This window comes from Sulfitobacter geojensis, assembly GCF_000622325.1.
GTDB lineage: Bacteria > Pseudomonadota > Alphaproteobacteria > Rhodobacterales > Rhodobacteraceae > Sulfitobacter > Sulfitobacter geojensis.
The window spans coordinates 2949568-2969293 of sequence record NZ_JASE01000005.1; the positions used below are offsets into that span (position 1 = coordinate 2949568).

23 protein-coding genes and 1 other RNA gene are annotated in these 19726 nt (G+C 58.9%); 7 read left to right on the top strand and 17 right to left on the bottom strand.

What is annotated here, in order from left to right; genetic code table 11:
- Positions 1–6: 6 nt before the first annotated feature.
- The 5 genes from Z947_RS0116390 to mgtE form a co-directional block, all read right to left on the bottom strand.
- A complete protein-coding gene (locus Z947_RS0116390; protein ID WP_025045373.1) occupies positions 7–924 on the bottom strand; it encodes a DMT family transporter in 918 nt (305 codons plus the stop codon).
- 7 nt (positions 925–931) lie between these two features.
- Complete coding sequence (locus tag Z947_RS0116395; RefSeq protein WP_025045374.1) at positions 932–1744, bottom strand: TIGR00282 family metallophosphoesterase; 813 nt, start codon at positions 1742–1744, stop codon at positions 932–934.
- A gap of 78 nt (positions 1745–1822) precedes the next feature.
- Positions 1823–2548 carry a hypothetical protein gene (locus Z947_RS0116400; RefSeq protein ID WP_025045375.1) on the bottom strand — a complete coding sequence of 242 codons (726 nt, stop codon included), beginning with the start codon at positions 2546–2548 and terminating at the stop codon, positions 1823–1825.
- Positions 2549–2650: 102 nt separating this feature from the next.
- Entirely contained in the window at positions 2651–3214 is a 564-nt protein-coding gene (locus Z947_RS0116405; RefSeq protein WP_025045376.1) for a 5-formyltetrahydrofolate cyclo-ligase, read from the bottom strand.
- Positions 3211–4611, bottom strand: coding sequence for a magnesium transporter (gene mgtE, locus Z947_RS0116410; protein ID WP_025045377.1), 1401 nt, complete (start codon positions 4609–4611; stop codon positions 3211–3213). Before mgtE ends, Z947_RS0116405 begins: the two co-directional genes overlap by 4 nt.
- 101 nt (positions 4612–4712) lie before the next feature.
- On the opposite strand from mgtE, the gene guaD reads away from it, so the two are divergent.
- Positions 4713–6008 (top strand): guanine deaminase, encoded by a 1296-nt coding sequence (gene guaD / locus Z947_RS0116415; RefSeq protein ID WP_025045378.1) that lies wholly within the window; start codon positions 4713–4715, stop codon positions 6006–6008.
- Here the strand turns inward: guaD and Z947_RS0116420 are convergent.
- The 4 genes from Z947_RS0116420 to Z947_RS0116435 all read right to left on the bottom strand — a co-directional run bounded on the left by Z947_RS0116420 (position 6005) and on the right by Z947_RS0116435 (position 9961).
- Positions 6005–7345, bottom strand: a complete 1341-nt coding sequence (locus Z947_RS0116420) for an 8-oxoguanine deaminase (RefSeq protein WP_025045379.1) — start codon at positions 7343–7345, stop codon at positions 6005–6007. The two genes, guaD and Z947_RS0116420, sit on opposite strands and share 4 nt — an antisense overlap.
- Positions 7346–7453: 108 nt before the next feature.
- Positions 7454–8251, bottom strand: coding sequence for a histidinol-phosphatase (hisN, locus tag Z947_RS0116425; protein WP_037938980.1), 798 nt, complete (start codon positions 8249–8251; stop codon positions 7454–7456).
- 27 nt (positions 8252–8278) lie between these two features.
- Positions 8279–8653: a helix-turn-helix domain-containing protein gene (locus tag Z947_RS0116430; protein WP_025045381.1), complete on the bottom strand. Its 375-nt coding sequence runs from the start codon at positions 8651–8653 to the stop codon at positions 8279–8281.
- Between the two features lie 432 nt (positions 8654–9085).
- Complete coding sequence (locus tag Z947_RS0116435) at positions 9086–9961, bottom strand: LysR family transcriptional regulator (protein WP_025045382.1); 876 nt, start codon at positions 9959–9961, stop codon at positions 9086–9088.
- A gap of 122 nt (positions 9962–10083) precedes the next feature.
- Between Z947_RS0116435 and Z947_RS0116440 the strand changes: the two genes are divergently transcribed.
- The 3 genes from Z947_RS0116440 (at position 10084) to Z947_RS0116450 (ending at position 11609) form a co-directional block, all read left to right on the top strand.
- Complete coding sequence (locus Z947_RS0116440) at positions 10084–10305, top strand: DUF1127 domain-containing protein (RefSeq protein ID WP_025045383.1); 222 nt, start codon at positions 10084–10086, stop codon at positions 10303–10305.
- 128 nt (positions 10306–10433) lie between these two features.
- Positions 10434–11210: a Bax inhibitor-1/YccA family protein gene (locus Z947_RS0116445; protein WP_025045384.1), complete on the top strand. Its 777-nt coding sequence runs from the start codon at positions 10434–10436 to the stop codon at positions 11208–11210.
- Between the two features lie 90 nt (positions 11211–11300).
- The gene (locus Z947_RS0116450) at positions 11301–11609 is read left to right on the top strand and encodes a DUF1272 domain-containing protein (protein WP_025045385.1); all 309 of its coding nucleotides are present in this window, start codon (positions 11301–11303) and stop codon (positions 11607–11609) included.
- 97 nt (positions 11610–11706) lie between these two features.
- Here Z947_RS0116450 and rpmG read toward each other — a convergent pair whose 3' ends face one another.
- The 7 genes from rpmG to gatC all read right to left on the bottom strand — a co-directional run bounded on the left by rpmG (position 11707) and on the right by gatC (position 16502).
- The gene (gene rpmG, locus Z947_RS0116455; protein ID WP_013961079.1) at positions 11707–11874 is read right to left on the bottom strand and encodes a 50S ribosomal protein L33; all 168 of its coding nucleotides are present in this window, start codon (positions 11872–11874) and stop codon (positions 11707–11709) included.
- A gap of 105 nt (positions 11875–11979) precedes the next feature.
- Positions 11980–12687, bottom strand: a complete 708-nt coding sequence (locus tag Z947_RS0116460; RefSeq protein ID WP_025045386.1) for an SDR family oxidoreductase — start codon at positions 12685–12687, stop codon at positions 11980–11982.
- A 95-nt stretch (positions 12688–12782) separates the two neighbouring features.
- Positions 12783–13197: RNase P RNA component class A (gene rnpB / locus Z947_RS21630), an RNA gene on the bottom strand.
- An 88-nt stretch (positions 13198–13285) separates the two neighbouring features.
- Complete coding sequence (locus Z947_RS0116465) at positions 13286–13948, bottom strand: N-acetylmuramoyl-L-alanine amidase (protein WP_025045387.1); 663 nt, start codon at positions 13946–13948, stop codon at positions 13286–13288.
- A gap of 3 nt (positions 13949–13951) precedes the next feature.
- Positions 13952–14686 (bottom strand): hypothetical protein, encoded by a 735-nt coding sequence (locus tag Z947_RS0116470; RefSeq protein WP_025045388.1) that lies wholly within the window; start codon positions 14684–14686, stop codon positions 13952–13954.
- A gap of 41 nt (positions 14687–14727) precedes the next feature.
- Positions 14728–16215: an Asp-tRNA(Asn)/Glu-tRNA(Gln) amidotransferase subunit GatA gene (gene gatA, locus Z947_RS0116475; RefSeq protein ID WP_025045389.1), complete on the bottom strand. Its 1488-nt coding sequence runs from the start codon at positions 16213–16215 to the stop codon at positions 14728–14730.
- Positions 16215–16502 (bottom strand): Asp-tRNA(Asn)/Glu-tRNA(Gln) amidotransferase subunit GatC, encoded by a 288-nt coding sequence (gene gatC, locus Z947_RS0116480; RefSeq protein ID WP_025045390.1) that lies wholly within the window; start codon positions 16500–16502, stop codon positions 16215–16217. Before gatC ends, gatA begins: the two co-directional genes overlap by 1 nt.
- A 123-nt stretch (positions 16503–16625) precedes the next feature.
- Here gatC and Z947_RS0116485 point away from each other — a divergent pair, with 123 nt between their 5' ends.
- Positions 16626–17321 carry a metal-dependent hydrolase gene (locus Z947_RS0116485; protein WP_025045391.1) on the top strand — a complete coding sequence of 232 codons (696 nt, stop codon included), beginning with the start codon at positions 16626–16628 and terminating at the stop codon, positions 17319–17321.
- Here the strand turns inward: Z947_RS0116485 and Z947_RS0116490 are convergent.
- The gene (locus tag Z947_RS0116490) at positions 17318–17773 is read right to left on the bottom strand and encodes a nucleoside deaminase (protein ID WP_025045392.1); all 456 of its coding nucleotides are present in this window, start codon (positions 17771–17773) and stop codon (positions 17318–17320) included. The genes Z947_RS0116485 and Z947_RS0116490 overlap by 4 nt on opposite strands.
- A 62-nt stretch (positions 17774–17835) precedes the next feature.
- Here Z947_RS0116490 and Z947_RS21185 point away from each other — a divergent pair, with 62 nt between their 5' ends.
- On the top strand, positions 17836–18660 hold the full coding sequence (locus Z947_RS21185; protein WP_081781165.1) for a pseudouridine synthase: 825 nt from the start codon (positions 17836–17838) through the stop codon (positions 18658–18660).
- 149 nt (positions 18661–18809) lie between these two features.
- Positions 18810–19628, top strand: a complete 819-nt coding sequence (locus tag Z947_RS0116500; protein ID WP_025045393.1) for a TerC family protein — start codon at positions 18810–18812, stop codon at positions 19626–19628.
- The last annotated feature ends 98 nt before the right edge of the window (positions 19629–19726 follow it).

Sequence of the window (19726 nt, forward strand, 5' to 3'; positions counted from 1 at the left end):
CGCCGTTCAACTTTCGCCCATCGGCAAAGGCTCTGCAAGCTTGGGCCGTGGCTGCACCAAATACATGCCGGCAAACATCGCCCCCAGCGCCAGCCAGATTGTCGAGGCATAGGCCTCGCCCAGCATCAACCGCGCCCAGATCAACCCGAACCCTGTCACGAGATAGCTCACCTGTACCGTAAACACAGCGCCAGCGCGCCCCGCCAGCCAGACATAAGCCGCATAGATAAACGCATGGATCACGCAAGACCCCAGCAAGGCCAGTTGCGGCACGGGCAAGGGCAGTTCCGGCCGGATCATTTGTCCTGTCACCAGCATCACCGGCGTGATCATCACCAGCGCGACAAGCGAAGCGCCCAACATCACCTGAAACGGATCCAGCCCCTGCGTCCCCCATTTGGCAATGAAGTTGCTTTCAAACGCGTAGAAAAATGCGGTCAGCAGATAGATCAACGCCCAGCCCACCGGCACCGCCTGCCCCAGTTCGACAGCGGGGGCGACGATGATCCCAACCCCGATCAACCCGAACCCGAGCCCGATAAACCGCCGCCAGCGAAACCTTTCACTGCCCAGCGCGAGGGCAATCATAAAGGCGAACATCGGAACCACACTCAGCAAAAGCGACATAATGCCCGCCGGCAGGTGCACCGCCACTTTATAGCTGATGGTATTAGGCAAAACCGCGCCGATCAGCGCAAGGATTACATAAAGCCGCAAAGCGCGCTGGTTGATTGGCAAGCGCTTGTGGCGCAGCGCGCACACCAGCGCCATCAGTACCACACCAATCACGGCCTGCCAGAACAACAGTCCGAACGGCCCATATCCGGTGCTGACCGCAAGTTTTGTCATCGGCTGCGTCGCGCCCCAACCCGCGCCCATGATCATCAAACAGCAGGTGAAAAACGCAATCTCGCGCGATGTCATCGTGGTGTCACGGGGTGCTGGCCTGCAACGCGCCACCGGTGCGCACGGGCACAATGCGGGTCGCCTTGCCGGTCTTGTCGTCGGTTTCGATATAGACGCCCGAAAGCGTTGCCTCGCCGTTGGCGGGGGTAAAACGTTCCTTGGGCATGCCGGTGATAAAGCGGCGCAGCGGTTCGGTTTTTTCCATCCCGATCACAGAATGATAATCCCCGCACATGCCCGCATCCGAAAGATAGGCCGTGCCGCGCGGCAGGATCATCGCATCCGAAGTCGGCACATGGGTGTGCGTCCCCACAACCAGCGAGGCGCGCCCGTCACACCAATGACCCGTTGCCATTTTCTCTGATGTGGCTTCGCAATGCATGTCGACAATGATCGCCGACGCCATGCCGCCCAGCGGATGGGTTTTCAACACACCATCCAGCGCGGAAAACGGATCATCAAAGGGGCGTTTCATAAACACCTGACCAAGGGCCTGCGTGACCAGAACCTTGCGCCCGTTCTTGGCTGTGAACAGCCGCGCGCCCTTGCCCGGTGCGTTTTTTGAAAAGTTCAAGGGCCGTACAATACGCGGTTCCTGCTCGATAAAGCTTAACATGTCCTTTTGATCGAACGCATGGTCGCCCAGCGTCAGACAATCCGCCCCCGCATCCAGCAGGATTTTCGCATGCGCCCCCGAAAGTCCCATGCCACCGGTCGCATTTTCACCGTTCACGACGACGAAATCCAGCTTCCACTCCGTGCGCAACCGCGCCAGATTTTCGCTGATTGCACGCCGGCCCGCGCGGCCCATTACATCGCCAAGGAAAAGTATTTTCATACGCCGAGAGCTAAAGCCTCCCCCCTGTCGCGGCAAGTCCTGTTTTCACGATCACTTTTAACGCAGGAGGGGGCGCGGTTAGATCCGGCTTGGCAGGTCCTCCCAATAGGCGCTGCCACGTGAATAGTCGTATTGATTTTTCGCCATATCCTGACGTGAACGCGCTTCTTTCATGTCTTCAAACGCACGTTTGCCCAGTTTTTTCGCACAGGATTCCGCTTCTGAAAACTGTTTGGTCAGCTCCATGCAATGCAGATAATAGGTTAACATTTCAGCCTGTGCCGCTGACAACACGGCAACCTTGGTCAGAAACTTGAAATTCTTCGCCAGCTCCGCCGCGTATTCCTTGCGCATGGCATAGTCTTTTTCCCATTTCGCACAGATTTCGATCGACTTTTTGCACAGGTACTCGATGTCCTTGAGCGCCTTCCTGTGTCTGTCGATCTCTTTTAAAAGCGGGCGAATGGCGGCGATTGTTTTCTTGCAATCGACAGGTTCAAGCCCCTTCTTGCTCTCGGCTTTATACGCGACGAAAACCTTCTTTTCGAAGGTGTCGATCTTTTCCTCGGGCCATTCGGATTTGTTCTTCAAGGCCGTGTTCATACGCTTGACGTCGGCCTTTACCTTTTTCTCGGCTTTCTCGATCCATCCTTTCTTGAGAACACTTTGCAAATCGGACACTGAGTCCATCGTTGGCTTGCTCCCGACTTTGTCGATTGCTTTCCCAACCTTATAGATGTTCTGCACATCTTTTGCGCTTTGCGGTGTTACCGCATCGATAATCACATCCAGCATGTCAGACATGGGAGATCCTTCCATTCATTTAAAAAAATTCGTCTTAAATGAGGGAAAGTTCGTCTAAAACATCTGACCGGTCAAGACCCGAGCACAGACCGGTGGCATGTGCTAGGGCGCGATTTCGATCACGCCTGCTTCCGTTACGATCAAATCAAGCGGTTGATCTGTCGCTTCCAACGGCAGGTCATCCACTTCCTGCCCCTCAAAAGCAAACCCGATGGCGAGGGTTGGCCGTTTCGCCCGCAACATTTCAAGCGTGCGGTCGTAAAAACCGCCCCCATAGCCCAGCCGTCCGCCATTCCGGTTGAACGCCAGCAGCGGCACGATCAATATCTCGGGTTCGAAAAACGTTTGTGTTTCAGGTATTTGCGCCCCGAATACGCCATTGATCATCACCGTATCGGGCGTCCATTCGGCAAACCTCAACGGCTGTGCCTTGGCCTTGATCACCGGCACGCCCACGATACCATGCGCCGTCGCTTCGGCCATTGCAGGGGTTGGATCAATCTCTGTGCGGATCGGCATGAAACCCGACAACGGCACCCCGCGATACCCTGCCAGAACCTCGCTTAGGTAACCCGCCTGCGCTGCATTTGCGCGTTCAAACAAGGGCTTGCGCCGCGCAAAGGCAGCCTTGCGCGCCGCCGCTTTGATTTCCGCCAGATCGTTCATAACAACACCGCCGCCGCCAGACCGAGAAACGCAAAGAAGCCCACAACATCCGTCACGGTCGTGACAAACGCCCCCGAGGCCAGCGCAGGGTCAACCCCCACCCGTTCCAGTAAGATCGGGATGCCGGTCCCCGCTAGCCCTGCGACCACCATGTTGATCACCATAGCAGCCGCGATTACAAGGCCCAGCGCCGGCGAGCCGAACCAGATCACTCCGACAATTCCCATCGTCACCGCGAATATCGCCCCGTTGATCAACCCGACCAGACATTCGCGCCGGATCACCCGCCAGACGTTCGATCCAGTAAGGTCTTTGGTCGCAATCGCCCGCACCGCCACCGTCAAACTTTGGGTGCCCGCATTGCCGCCCATCGACGCCACAATCGGCATCAGCACAGCAAGTGCCACAATCTGCGCAATGGCCACCTCGAACTGCGAAATCACCATCGACGCGGCAATCGCAGTGACCAGATTGACCGCCAACCATGGCAAGCGCTGCTTGGTGGTTTCAATCACCCGATCCGACAGGGAGCTTTCGCCGACCCCCGCCAGACGCAGGATGTCTTCCTCGTGTTCCTCGTCCAGAACCGCCATCGCGTCATCAATCGTGATCATACCAATCAAACGCCCTTCGTCATCGACAACGGGTGCCGAAATCAGGTGGTATTGGTTGAACGCATAGGCCACGTCGCCTTCGTCCTGCATGGCGGGAATAATCTGGAATGTTTCTTCCAACAGATCACGCAGCGCCGTTGTGCGTTTCGAACGCATCAACTTGCCCAATGTCACCTGCCCGACCGGATGCAGGCGCGGATCGACCATGACGATGTGGTAAAACTGGTCCGGCAATTCCTGCTCCGGCGTGGCCCGCAGGTTGTCGATGGCCTGTCCCACGGTCCAATGCTGTGGGGCCATGACAACTTCGCGCTGCATCAGGCGACCGGCGGAGTAGTCCGGCCATGACAGCGCCTTTTCCACCGCTTCGCGATCGGCGGTTTCCAGCACCTCCAGAATCGCTTCCTGCTGCGCATCCTCAAGGTCTTCGACCAGATCAACAACATCGTCGCTGTCCAGCTCGCGCACAGCTTGCGACAACACCTGCGGGGACAGAATCGAAATCACATCTTCGCGGATGGAGTCATCCAGCTCCGACAGGATCTCACCGTCGAATTCCATGTCGTAAAGCCGGATCAAGCGCACCCGGTCAAAGACGTTGATCTGTTCCAAAAGGTCAGCAATATCAGCCGGATGCATCGGCTCCATCAGCTCGATCAGCCGGTCGCGGTCGTCGATTTCGACGGCATAAAGGACCGAGGCGACGGTTTTTGGCCCCAGCTGGTAATTCTGCGCCTCGTCGTCATCGTTGGCGTTTGCGTTTTCTTCTACTTGGTCCTGCATCGCATCAGCCTCCGGATGTTATCGCGACCATAGGCAAGCCTTTGTACGAGGACAATGGTGCATGGCTTGTCGGCTTGGCCTGGCCCACGTATGAACAGGCAATGACACAGAAAAACCTATTGACCGGCCCCGCCCTGCGCTTTGAAGGCAACCCGATGATGCAGGGCTGGCAAGATGCTGTGCGCATCGACAGCGAGGGTGCGGTGTTGCTGGCCGATGGCGTGATTGCAGCGGTTGGTAGGGCCGACCAGCTGCGCAAGGCGCATCCGCAGGCGGTCGAAACGCTTTATGGCGACGACCACCTGATCTGCCCCGGATTTGTCGATGCCCATGTGCATTACCCCCAGACCGGCATCATCGCGTCATGGGGCAAGCGGCTGATTGACTGGCTCAACGATTATACCTTCCCCGAGGAGATGCGCCTGTCCGACACGGACTATGCGCAAGAGGTCGCCACCCGCTATCTGGATCTGACCCGCGCCCATGGCACGACAACCGTGGCCAGCTATTGCACGATCCATCCGCATTCGGTTGATGCGCTGTTTTCGGCAGCAGCGACCCGCAACCAGCGCATTGTCGCCGGCAAAACCTGTATGGACCGCAATGCGCCCGAGGGGCTGCGCGACACGGCGCAATCAGCCTATGACGACAGCAAAGCCCTGATCGAACGCTGGCATGGCACGGGCCGCGCCACCTATGCGATCACACCGCGGTTTTCACCAACGTCCACGCCCGACCAACTGGCGGCACTCGGTGCCTTATGGGGTGAACATCCCGATTGCCTGATGCAAACCCACCTCAGCGAACAAACCGACGAAGTGGCATGGGTGCGCGATCTGTTTCCGCAGGCCCGCGATTATCTCGATACCTATGAGGCCCACGGACTGCTTGGTGCGCGTGCTGTTTTTGGCCATGCCATTTATCTGGAGCCGCGCGAGATCGACCGGATCGCAGAAACCGGCGCGGCACTGGTGCATTGCCCGACGTCCAATACCTTTATCGGGTCGGGCCTGTTCGACATGGCCGCCCTTGCGACCCGCAATATCCCCATTGGGCTGGCAACCGACACCGGCGGCGGATCATCATTTTCAATGCTGCGCACGATGGCAGCGGCTTATGAGATCGGCCAGCTGCGCGGCACGCCCCTGCACGCCGCGCAACTGATCTGGCTGGCCACGGCAGGTTCCGCAAACAGCCTGCATCTCGGGGAAAAAATCGGTTCGCTTTCAACGGGGTACGAGGCGGACGTGACCGTTATTGACCTGTCCTCCACCCCCGCCATTGCGCAACGCCAAGCGCAAGCCAAGGACGCTTGGGAAAGCTTGTTCGCAACCATCATGATGGGCGATGACCGCGCAATCGCCGACGTCTGGATCGCCGGCGCGCGACAGCCCTAAGCGCCGTCCATCAACCCCTGCGCCAGCGTATTCTGCCGAGCAATCACCGCGCTCAGATCCAGCGTCGTGATCTGCCCGTCACGCACAATCTGGCGGCCCTCGACAATCAGATCGCGCACCGTGCTTGGCCCCGCCAGCAACAGGGCCGCCGGATCCCAGGATCCTGCCGTCTCTATCCCGCTGACGTCCCAGATCGCGATATCGGCGCGTTTACCAACCGCCAGCCGCCCGCAATCGGGACGGCCCAGCATGTCGGCCCCGCCGCGCGTGGCAATCTCAAGCGCCTCGCGTGCGCTCATCGCATCCGCGCCGTTTGCAACCCGTTGCAGCAACATCGCCATCCGCGCTTCCGCCACCAGATTGCCCGCATCATTGCTGGCAGAACCATCCACGCCCAAGCCCACCGGCACGCCCGCGTCGCGCAAGGCGCGCACCGGTGCAATACCGGATCCAAGGCGGCAATTCGAACAGGGGCAATGGGCGACACCGGTGCCGGTCTGTGCAAACAGCGCGATTTCGGCTGCGTCCAGCTTGACGCAGTGCGCATGCCAGACGTCACGCCCGACCCAGCCAAGGCTTTCGGCGTATTGCCCCGGACGACAGCCGAATCTCTCAAGCGAATAAGCGATATCTTCGTCGTTTTCCGCCAGATGGGTGTGCATCATCACCCCTTTGTCGCGCGCCAGTATCGCCGTTTCGCGCATCAGATCACGGGTGACTGAAAACGGAGAACAGGGTGCCAATCCGACACGGCACATTGAGCCTTCCGCCGGATCGTGAAAGGCATCAACCAGCCGGATACAATCCTCCAGGATCGACGCCTCGGTTTCGACCAATGCGTCCGGCGGCAGGCCGCCTGCGCTTTCACCGATGCTCATCGACCCGCGTGTAGGATGAAACCGCAGACCCAGCTCCGCGGCCGCATGAATTGTATCTTCCAACCGCGTCCCGTTGGGATAAAGGTACAGATGATCCGTGCTTAACGTGCACCCCGACAGCGCCAGCTCCGCCAGGCCGACCTGCGCCGAAACGTGAAAATGTTCCGGCGTCATGCGCGCCCAGATCGGGTAAAGCGTCTTGAGCCAGCCAAACAGCAACGCATCCTGCCCGGCCGGCACGGCGCGCGTCATGCTTTGATAAAGGTGATGATGGGTATTCACCAATCCCGGCGTGACCACACAGCCCGACGCGTCGATGCATGCGCCGTCACTGTGCAAGCCTTCGCCGCTTTCACAAATGATACCGTTTTTCAGGCGCAGATCGGCCGCCCTCAATTCGCGGCGGCTGTCGTCCATTGTGACAATAACATCAGCATTGCGGATCAGAATTTCTGACATAAGGGCCCCTCTTTCGCGATGGCCCATCTCATTTTTTCTGAACTGCGTTGACGGAAAACGGGAAAGAGCCTACGCGCCTACACCTTTAACGCAAATTTTACTTTATGGTCAATATTTTTGTAGGATTTCCAGCGCCTGCGCGTGGATTTCACGGTTTGCAGCGGCCAGGGCCCGTCCGCCCTCATGCGCAGGGCCGCCCTTCCAATCCGTGACAATACCGCCCGCGGCTTGGATCACCGCAATGGGGGCCTGTATGTCATAGGATTGAAGACCCGCTTCAACCACCAGATCAACCTGCCCCGCCGCCAATAGGGCATAGCCGTAACAATCCATCCCGTAACGCGCCAACTGCGCTTTGGACGCGACGGCCTGAAACCCGCTCTGGTCGGCTGCGCTGCCAACTTCGGGAAAAGTAGTCAGGATAATCGCCGCGCCTAAGTCACGCGGTGCGATTGTGTTCAGTTCACGCGGCCCCAAGGGTCCCGTCATCCGCGCCCCGTCGGGTGCGCCCTCGAACCGTTCACCGATATAGGGCTGGTCGATGATCCCGTAAAACGGACCATCCGCATCCGACAGCGCGATCAACACCCCCCATGTCGGGGTGCCGCTGACAAAACCGCGCGTACCGTCGATCGGGTCCAGCACCCAGGTCAGACCGGAGGTGCCCGCCTTATGGCCGAATTCCTCGCCCAAAACCGCATCATCGGGTCGGTGCTCAGCCAAAACCTTGCGCATCGCCTCTTCGGCGGCGCGGTCCGCCACGGTTACCGGATCATACCCGCCGGCAAGTTTGCTTTGCGTGTCAAGTGCATTGCCCCGAAAGAACGGCAAGATAACAGAGCGCGCCGCGTCCGCCATCAGATGCGCAACGCGGCGCACGTCCGCGTCAAAGGAGGGATGAGACATCAGGAAATCCGGTACGTCTGTCGGTGTCTAGGCAACATCGCTCAGCACGCGCGCCAGTTCAAACAGGCGACGACGCTGATCTTCGGGGATGGAATAATACGACCGGATCAAATCCATCGCTTCCTTGTCGCCCAGCAAATCGGCAGGCACGGTTTCAGCATGCGCCTGCGCCTCTTCTTCTTCCGTTTTGATCCCGTCAAAGAAGAACGACACATTCACGTCCAACGCATCGGCAATGTCCCAAAGCCGCGAGGCGCTGACCCTATTGGCCCCGGTTTCATATTTCTGGATTTGCTGGAACTTGATGCCCACCAGTTCTGCAAGCCGTTGTTGGGTCATTCCGGTAAGCCAGCGGCGCTGTCTGATTTTCTGACCAACATGTACATCGACTTTATGGGGCATCAATTTCAACTTTCTCAATCTTCGCAAGGGTTCACTGAAGCACGAGCAAGGGCAGCCTCAGTATTGGCACCGGCGTCACTCTACCACGTTCTAACAGTTTACAAGTCAGCGACCGGCGTGCAATTCAAATTGTAACGATTAAGACGTTCAGCGCCAAAAACACCGCTTAGTCATAGACTACACGCAAGAACGCACCAGATTTATTCTACTTTTTTCGATAGCTAGTGTGCGGCACCGCACAAAAAAAGCGCTTGGCCTCATTACCCTATGCCTTGTTCTTGCAGGAATTTATTCTCCCATAGGTAGAACTCACCCTTTGCCGAAACGATACCAGTTGCACATGTCATCGCGCCCCAAGCGCCGCTGGTCCTTGCGCGATGGGTATCGGCCATATCTTGCCGATACCTGCAATTGTTAACCGATTCGCCTGCGTTACACCGCCCGCAGACGCTGGTGCGCTGCGCCAGAAAACGCCTGTCGCAACAAATCGACAAGCGTGTCATGCACCTCGCCGCTGCCTTCCGCCTTGCCGTAAAGGTTGATCTGCTGGACAGGCAACGCCGGCAGCGCCCCGCCGTGTTCGATCACCTCCAGATAAGGCGGCTGCGTGCCCTCGATCATCGAAGAAACGGCCAGATCTGCACTTACTGCGGCTTCGATGGTGCGGTCGCTTTCGGTATCCACGGTCATGTCCCACCCGATCCCCTCTGCATCCAGCGCCACAGCGATCTGGGCGCGAAACATGCAATGTCGGCAAAACGCCAGCGGCAGCGCGCGCGCGCGCCATGCAGTGCCCCCCGGTGCGCCAACCCACACCAACGGCTTATGCGCCAAGACTTCGCCGCCCTGATCCACGCCGGTTTCGGTTGTCACGATCACATCACAGTCGCCTTTGGCAAACTGGTCTTTTAACGTGCGGGTATATGACGCCTCAAGCTGGACCTTGACCCGCGGAAACACCGCATGGAACTGCTTAAGCACCTGCGGCACCGCCGGATAGACCACATCATGCGGCACTCCCAGCTTGATTTCGCCCTCATATGCCTGATGGGTCAAACGGCCGATCACCTCGTCATTCAGCGCGACCATCCGGCGGGCATAGGTCAGCAATTGCTCGCCCGATGCGGTCAGACCGATGGTGCGGCCGCTGCGATCCAACAAGGACAGATCCAGCATTTCCTCAAGGCGCTTGAGCTGCATCGACACCGCCGATTGCGTCAGGTGCAGGAAACCAGCCGCCCGCGTGACGCCGCCGGAATCGGCAACCGCAACAAAGGAGCGCAGCGTCGTGATGTCGAGATTTCTCATATATCAACCCTTGTGATGTAAGCGATAACAACCATTCGTTTTCATTATCCACCAAGGCCGTCCATATATCAAGCATCGAAATACGAAACAGCAAACCATCACATACACTGAAAGGTCACGACATGTTCTCCTCCTCCGCCCTCGCCCGCCCTGTCGCCTCCTCCCGCAACGTCAAGCCGGGTCTGGCCGCCCGGACCTTCGCAGCACTCGCAGTTTTGCGCAGCCGCAGACAGCTTGCAGCGCTGGACCAGCACCAACTCGATGATCTTGGGATCAGCGCCAAAGCGGCCCAAGCCGAAGCAAACCGCCCGATTTGGGATGTACCGGCGCATTGGGTCAAATAATGCGGAAAACTCTGCCCTCTACAGCGGGTTACACCTTGTAATGTGGGCCGCGAATTCCGATATTTGATGCAATACCGTGCCGCGCTGCGTGCGTGGTAAACAACCCTTTTGCCAAATGGAGGTCTTTCATGGCTGACGTGAATACAATCCGGAGCACAGCCGGAGCCCGCGCCGCCGATATTGACGCGGGGCTGCGCGCCCACATGAACAAAGTTTACAGCACAATGTCGATCGGCATGCTGATCACATTTGCCGCCGCATGGGCGCTGGCCGGCCTTGCGGTCACATCCGACCCCTCTGCCGCGTCCGCGCAGCTGGGCCCTGACCAGTACCTGACCGGCCTTGGCTATGCGCTTTATGCCTCGCCGCTGAAATGGGTCGTAATGTTTGCCCCGCTGGCCTTTGTTTTCGGCTTTGGTGCTGCGATCAACAAGATGTCCGCCGCGACAGCACAAACGGTATTTTACCTGTTTGCCGCCGTTATGGGTGTGTCGATCAGCTCGATCTTCCTGATCTACACCAATAACTCCATCGCGCAGGTCTTCCTTGTGACCTCGATCGCCTTTGCCGGTCTGTCGCTTTACGGCTACACCACGAAAAAGGACATCTCGGGTTGGGGCAGCTTCCTGATCATGGGTGTGATCGGCCTGATCGTAGCGTCGATCGTCAATATCTTCCTGCAATCCAGCGCCCTGATGTTCGCGATTTCCGCAATCGGCGTGCTGATTTTTGCCGGTCTTACCGCCTATGACACCCAGCGGATCAAAACCGAATATATCTCGCATGCACACCACGGCGACACAGAGTGGCTGGGCAAAGCGGCGATCATGGGCGCGCTGAGCCTGTATCTGAACTTTATCAACATGTTCATGATGCTGCTCCAGCTCTTCGGCAACCGCGAATAAGCGTCCCTACCCTGAACGTTTCGAAAGGCCGGTCCCCCGTGGGCCGGCCTTTTTCATTTCAGGAACCTTGTTGCTGTCAGGAGAACCGCAATGCTTGAACTGCGCCCCAACTGCGAGATGTGTGACTGCGACCTGCCGCCAGAGGCCCCGAACGCGCGCATCTGTAGCTACGAATGCACCTTCTGCGCTGCCTGCGCGGATGAGGTACTGTGCAACGTCTGCCCCAACTGTGCCGGTGGGTTTGTGCCCCGCCCCATCCGGCCGGCAACCGCACGCCGCGCAGGCACCAGCCGCCTGCATCAGACCCCGAGCGACAACCGGCTGCACCTAAAGTACGATCTGGAAAACATCACACAACTGGTAATGGCGACCAGAGACATCCCGCCCGCCCAACGCTAAAGCCAGGCGGCGCTGAGAAGCCCTTTCCCATCCCCGCCCCTAAAACGCAAAAAGCCGCGCAAACTGCCCGGCCCTGCGTAACAACGAAAGTCAGATCTTACTTGATCTTGCCTTCTTTGTATTCAACGTGCTTGCGCGCAACGGGGTCGTACTTACGAATGACCATTTTTTCGGTCATGGTGCGTGCGTTCTTTTTTGTAACGTAAAAGTGGCCTGTGCCCGCGGACGAGTTCAGACGGATTTTGATCGTGGTTGGCTTCGCCATGATAGTCTCTCCTGCTGCACCGCCACTCCATGGGGGATGCGTGAATTCTGAGCTTTGGCTTTTAACGGGATGGAGGTCCGAGTCAACAGCAAACGCTGCGTTTTCTTATAACTCCACCCGCACATCATGCATCCAAAGTTTTGCAGGCCGCGAAAGCATGAAAACCACCACATCTGCCAGATCATCCGGTTCGGTGAAAATCTGGTTGGGCACGTCCTGCCCCGCCTTTGCAAACATGCCGGTGTTGGTACCGCTTTGATACAGGCCCGCAACCCGCACGCCGTTTTCCGCCTCGTCGATCTTTAACACATCGGTAAAGCCGCGCATGCCGTGTTTGGTCGCCGCGTAAACCGACTGCCCCTCTTCGGCCAGAACGCCGGATTTGGACACGACATTCAGAATCGCCGCCTCGGGCTGCTTGCGCAGGTCAGGCAGCACACTGCGGGTCAGGTGGATTGCACCGGTCAGGTTGGTGGCAACCGTGTCTTCGATCATCTGCGTGGCAATCGTGTCCAGCGGACCCGTCTTGTGCCAGATGCCCGCATTGTTGATCACGATATCCAAAGGGGGCAGGTCCGCACGGATGGCTGCTGCAGTGTTTTCGATCGCCACACGGTCCCGCATGTCGCAGACAAAGCCCTGCGCCTGTGCTGCCCCGCCTGCAAGACACTCGGCCGCGACGCCCTCAACCCGCGCTGGGTCACGCCCCAGAACGGCAACGTTGCAGCCCGCCTGCGCGAGCTTGAGGCATATGTGACGCCCGATCCCGTCGCTGCCACCTGTTACCAGTGCTGTCTTACCGCGAAGTTCCATGTACCGCATTCCTTCTTAATCGCTACATCCGCAACCTGACGCGGAATTTTGAAAAATTCCGGACCGTTTTCTTGCAAGAAAACGCCCCGCTAAACACACGCGGAAAGCCTATAAGCCGGATTTTGTCCCGAATGCAGACGGATCTGCACTCTTGGATGACCATTCCTCTGACCACACCGTTGCCGATGTGGCTATAGCTGCCAACCCGAACCTGCTGGGGCAAAAGCAGCCCTGCCGCAGCCCGAAGGCTGAGCGACGCGCGGTCCCTATTTGGCATTGCTCCTGGTGGGGCTTGCCGTCACCATCTTTGTTGCCAAAGACGTGGTGGGCTCTTACCCCACCGTTTCACCCTTACCCCCGTGTACCGCAAAACGGCGCGCGAAGGCGGTCTGTTTTCTGTGGCGCTGTCCGTCGGGTTGCCCCGCCCGGGCGTTACCCGGCACCGTTACTTTTTGGAGTCCGGACTTTCCTCGACAACATTGCTGTCACCGCGATCATCCAGCCTTCCGCGTGTGGGGCGGGCGTAGCGCGTGAACACATCTGTCGTCAATGCAGCAAATGGTGCACTACAGTATATAAGGCCAAAAAGAGGAGAGGCTTAGATCGAGGGCAGTGTGTAATCCGCATGCGTAAGCGGGCCACGACGCCACGGCGCAGAGCGCAGGCGGGTTGTGGCGAGCAGGGTCTCGAACGGCGTGTCTTGGGGGTAGCCAGCGGCATGAGCACAGCTTGCGAAGCTGTCTTCGTCAACAGTTTCCGGCGTTTGCGCGACGGTTTGCGCGGCAAGCCCCTGTCGCGCCAGACGCGCCCAATCGAAATGCGGGCCTGGATCAATTTTGCGCCCCGGTGCCATATCCGAATGGCCGATGATCCCATTTGCCGCAATGCCCCAACGGGTCATGATCGCCTGCAACAGCGTTTCAAGGCTTGCCATTTGCGGCTCCGCAAAGGGGTGTGTGCCAAGGTTGTCCAACTCGATCCCGATGGAGCGGGAATTGATGTCGTCCTGCCCGCGCCATGACCCTGCCCCGGCGTGCCAGGCACGTTTGTCTTCGGGAACCATCATCGTGACGGCACCTGTGATCGAAATCAGATAATGCGCCGACACCTCGGCAGCCGGATCACACAACCGTTCAATCGCCGCCTCTGCGCTGTGCATTGCCGTATAGTGCAAGACGACAAGCGAGGGTGTCAGCCCGTCCCGACGTGGCCCGCAGTTGGGCGAAGGGCGCGTTGTGATCTGGGGCTGCGTCTTTGGCACACCCTAGCCTTGCTGGGTGGCCTTGCGGTAAGGGGCCGGATCCCAGCGGCAGGCATATCCATCGCCATCAGGGTCCATCCCCTTGCGGTCCTTTTCAGGGCCACCGCGCGTCAGGAATTCCAGCTGTGCCTCGTCCGCTGTCGCGAATTCGGCGCAGGCGCGTTCGAATTTCGCCTGTTTGTTAAAGCCCGAGCGGCGATAGCGTGCCGTGCCGCGCGGATGCGAGGTTTGCAACGCATAGGCCACGACATTAGGTCCCGACGCCACGCGGCTGGGCAGCGCTTCGGGCTGGATCACTTGGTATTGCGAGCGGTTAGCGGCAAGACGCGCGGCATCTGCATCAATGCTGCGTTGACCCGACACCGCGTCAAAGTTGTTCTCGTTCGAGATACCAGCCGAATTCAGCACAGGGGCCGGATTGGACGGGCTGGCGTTCAGCGGGGCCACACCTGAGTTCGTGTCGGCATCATTGCCCAGACCGCCCGGACGCGTGGCATCAAGAACCCGTGTGGTTTCTGCCGCCGTCGCCGCCGCCGATCCATTTGCGGGTGTGCTGCCCAGTGGGGCGGCTGCCACCGATGCCGGTGCCGGCACCCCCGTCAACGCCGCCTCGCGCTGTGCGCGTTGGGCATTATACTGGTTGTCAAAACCGACACCACGACCGGATTCAGGAATGGTGGGCTGACAGGCGGCAAGCGCCACACCAGCGGCGAGAACAAGGAAACTACGTGCGATCATGGGTCCTGCTTTGTCGTTTTGACGATATTATTGCAGCGGGTTTACCACCATTTCTCGGGCTTGGCTACAAATCCTGCCGCGCGTTCCAGCGCATAGGCGGAGGACAGCAGATCGGCTTCTTCCCAAGGGCGTCCGATCAGTTGCAGCGCCATCGGCAGCCCCTGACGGTCAGTCCCTGTGGGCACCGCGATGCCGGGCAAACCGGCAAGATTCACGGTCACCGTAAACACGTCATTGAGGTACATCTGCACCGGATCGGCACTGGCCATTTCACCCAGACCGAAAGCCGCGGACGGCGTTGCTGGTGTCAGGATGCTGTCGATGCCTTGGGCAAATACATTTTCAAAGTCCCGTTTGATCAACGTGCGCACCTTGCGGGCGCGGTTGTAATAGGCGTCATAGAAACCCGCTGACAGCACATATGTACCGACCATCACGCGGCGCTGCACCTCGGGGCCAAACCCTTCGGCGCGGGTTTTTTCGTACATCTCTGTGATGCCATCGCCTTGATCCAGTGTGGCGCGGTGGCCATAGCGCACCCCGTCATAGCGCGCGAGGTTTGACGAGGCTTCAGCCGGTGCAATGACGTAATAAGCTGGCAGCGCATACTTCGTGTGCGGCAGAGAGATGTCGACAATCTCGGCCCCTGCGTCTTTCATCATGGCAATGCCGTCTTGCCACAGGGTTTCGATTTCCTCTGGCATGCCGTCCATGCGGTATTCTTTGGGGATACCGATTTTCTTGCCGCGCATGTCGCCGGTCAATGCCGCCTCGAAATCCGGCACGGGCAGATCGGCCGAAGTGGAATCCTTGGCGTCATAGCTGCACATGGCTTCCAGCATGATCGCTGCATCGCGCACGTTTTTGGTCATCGGTCCGGCCTGATCCAGCGAGGACGCAAAGGCGACGACACCCCAGCGCGAACAGCGGCCATAGGTCGGTTTGATGCCGGTGATGCCGGTAAAGGCTGCGGGTTGACGGATGGAACCGCCGGTGTCGGTGCCGGTCGCCGCCAAACACAGGTCCGCCGCCACAGCCGAAGCCGAGCCACCTGACGAGCCGCCCGGCGTCAGCGCCGTGTCGTCATTGCCACGTCGCCACGGGTTCACCGCATTGCCATAAACCGAGGTTTCGTTGGACGAGCCCATGGCGAATTCATCCATGTTCAGCTTACCCAACATCACCGCCCCTGCGTCAAACAGGTTCTGACTGACAGTGGATTCATACTCTGGCAGGAACCCTTCCAGAATGCGCGAACCGGCTTGGGACGGCACACCTTTGGTGCAGAACAGATCTTTCATACCTATCGGCAGACCACACATCGCAGGCGCATCACCCTCTTTCAGACGCGCATCCGCTTTGGCCGCCTGCTCCAGCGCAATCTCCGGCGTGTGGTGAACAAAGGCGTTCAACGCCCCTGCCCCGTCGATGGCTTTCAGGCAGGCTTCGGTCAGCTCTTTGGATGTGGTGTCACCGGCGCGCAACGCGTCGCGGGCTTCGGCAAGGCCCAGTTTGTTCAGATCGCTCATTATTCAACTACCTTCGGTACAGCAAAGAAACCTTCACGCGCATCGGGCGCGTTCTTCAGGATCTTCTCCTGTTGATCCCCATCCGTGACATTGTCCACACGGCGTTTCAATCGCTGGGGTGTTACGGATGTCATCGGCTCAACGCCTTCCACATCCACTTCGCTCAATTGCTCAATGAACCCCAAAATCCCGTTGAATTCCTGCGCCAAAGCCGGAAGCGCATCCGGCTCTACCTTGATACAGGCCAGTTTTGCCACACGCGCGGCGGTGTTTTCATCAATGGACATGGGGTTTCCCTTGCAGCGTTCTCAATTTCCTTGCCAATACCGCCCCAAGCGCCCCCTCGCAAGAGCAGGCTGGCGCTTGCAGGCAAAGAGGTTAAACTCTGCCCGAAATTTAGGGGGAAACACATGAAAATCATCTGGCTTGGCCATGGCTCGTTCCGTTTTGAAATCGAAGATCAGGTTGTGCTGGTTGATCCTTGGTTGACCGGCAATCCGATGATGACCGAGGACCAGCACGCCGCGGCGGTGGCCGGTGCCACGCATATTCTGGTGACCCACGCCCATTTTGACCATATCGCCGATGTGGTCGCGATCTCGAAAGACACAGGCGCGCCCGTGTCGGGCATGTATGAGCTGGCGCAATTCCTGACGGCCCAAGGGGCGGTCGAAGGACAGGCGTTTAACATGGGCGGCACGATTGCAATCGGCGATACGGTGACGGCCAGCATGGTCCCCGCCTCGCATTCCTCCACCGCTGATATCGGCGACACGCGCCGCTACATGGGGAGCGAGGCCGGTTTTATCCTGCGCGGCGCAGGGCATACCGTCTATATCTCGGGTGACACCGGCATCATGGCCGACATGGACTGGATCGGGGATTTCTACAAACCCGACATCGGCATCCTGTCAGCGGGCGGGCATTTCACCATGGGCATGGCCGAAGCCGCCTATGCCGCGAAACGCTATTTCAACTTCAAGACCGTGATCCCCTGCCACTACCGCACCATGCCAATGCTGGAACAATCCGCCAAGGTGCTGGCCGACGGCCTGCCCGGTGTTGATGTTGTCGAACCCGAAGTCCTGCAAGCGATCGAGGTTTAACCGCCTCTTTTCCCTGCAAAAAACGCCTTGAGCATCGCCTCAGACGCGGCGGCGTCAATTCCGTCATAAACCTCTGGCGCGTGATGGCATTGGGCATGGGCAAACACCCGTGCCCCCTGTGCCACGCCACCGGATTTCGGATCCCCCGCCCCGTAATACAGGCGCGCCACCCGCGACGCGGCAATCGCCGCCGCACACATCGCGCAGGGCTCCAGCGTCACATAAAGATCATGCCCGATCAGCCGCTCCGATCCAAGCGCCGCACAGGCCGCGCGGATCGCCAGCACCTCTGCATGGGCCGTCGGATCATTTAATTCACGGGTCCGGTTGCCCGCCTGCGCGACAACCGCGCCGGCCGCATTGACCACAACGGCACCCACCGGCACCTCGCCGCGCGCGCCCGCTGCCTCCGCTTCGCGCAGGGCCACATCCATGAAAGATCGAAACACCATTGCCCCAAAGGATCGCAAACCACGCCCTTTCGCAAGCCCGTCAAAGGCGCTAAGGCAGGCATATGAATAACTCAGCCAACACCGACACACCCAAAGGCGACCGCATCGCCAAAGTTCTTGCCCGCGCCGGCGTTGCCTCGCGCCGCGAGGCCGAACGGATGATCGAAGCCGGGCGCGTCAGCGTGAACGGTTCACAAATCACCTCGCCCGCGCTGAACGTCACCGATGCGGACCGGATCAGTGTTGATGGCAAACCGCTTGCCGAACCGGAACCGCCGCGCATGTGGCTGTATCACAAGCCGACCGGCCTTGTGACCACCACCCGCGACGAAAAAGGGCGCGGCACAATCTATGACGATCTGCCCGAGGACATGCCACGGGTGATGAGCGTCGGACGGCTTGACCTCAATTCCGAAGGTTTGCTGCTACTGACCAATGACGGCGGCATCAAACGCCAGTTGGAATTGCCCAGCACCGGCTGGCTGCGCCGCTACCGTGTGCGGGTAAATGGCCGCCCTTCAGAGGACGCGCTGGAGCCCTTGCGCAAGGGAATCACCATCGAAGGCGAACGGTTTTTGCCCATGACGGTGACGCTTGACCGCCAACAAGGCGCGAACGCATGGCTGACAATCGGCCTGCGCGAAGGAAAGAACCGCGAAATCCGCCGCGCGATGGAGGCGATCAACCTGTCCGTGAACCGCCTGATCCGCGTGAGTTACGGTCCCTTCCAGCTGGGCGAACTGAAACAGGGCGAAGTCGAAGAACTGCGCCGCAAAGTGGTGCGCGATCAACTGGGGCTGGTGTTGGAAGACGACAGTGGTACTGCCAGCAAGAAACCGACAGCGGTTAAACGTGCCCCGCGCAAGTCTTTCAAACCCCGCCGCTGAGCGGCTTCTTTCAAAGAAACCGACTGGAAAATTTGAAAATTTCCACCCTCCGCCGGCATGACTGCGCAAAAATTCCCCGTAATACACCGTTCACATGGAACCGCTCCCGCCGTATGAGCGTTTAACACTTATTCAAACGGGGAACATTCATGGCCGATCTTCTGACACTCGAAAACCTTGGCAATCTTCTGGTGCTCTGCTTCCTCCAAGCAGTTCTCGGCTTTGACAACCTCCTCTACATCTCCATCGAAAGCCAGCGCGCGCCTGTTGCTCAACAAGCGGCCGTGCGCCGCTGGGGCATCATCATCGCCGTGGCCCTGCGCATCGTGCTCCTGTTCGTCATCATCCGCCTGCTTGAGGCGATGTCGGAACCCTTCTTTATTCTCAATTGGGAGGGCGTGATCACCGGCGGCGTCAACTTTGCCACGTTGGTCTTTGTCATCGGCGGGGCTTTCATCATGTACACGGCAGTCAAGGAAATCGGCCATATGCTGTCGATCGAACATCTTGACACGGATGTGGACGCCAAATCCGGCAAATCCGCCGCACAGGTGGTCGCGCTCATCGTCATGATGAACCTGATTTTCTCATTCGATTCAGTACTCTCCGCCCTCGCCATCACCGATGTCTTTATCGTTCTTGCCATTGCGATCGTCCTGTCGGGCATCGCTATGCTGGTGCTGGCCGACAGCGTCACCCGCTTTCTTGAGGCCAACCGCATGTACGAAGTCCTTGGCCTGTTCATCCTGCTAATCGTCGGGATTGTCCTGCTGGGCGAGGCCGGCCAAGCCGCCGCACACGCCATGCATGACCCCGATCTGGCGCTGCGCTTCTTCGGTTACGAAGTCATCCCGATGTCGAAAACCACATTCTACTTCTCGGTTGTTGTCTTGGTCGCGGTGGAAGTAATCCAATCCGGCTATACCCGCAAACTCAACGCCGAACGCCGCACAGGGACGCGTCACTAGCGCCCGTTCGCCAGAACGCTTATGTTAGCGTTAAAGAGGTAACATGGCCCGTTTGTTGTTAATATTGATCATTGTCGCAGCCTGTGTTGCCTTTGCTG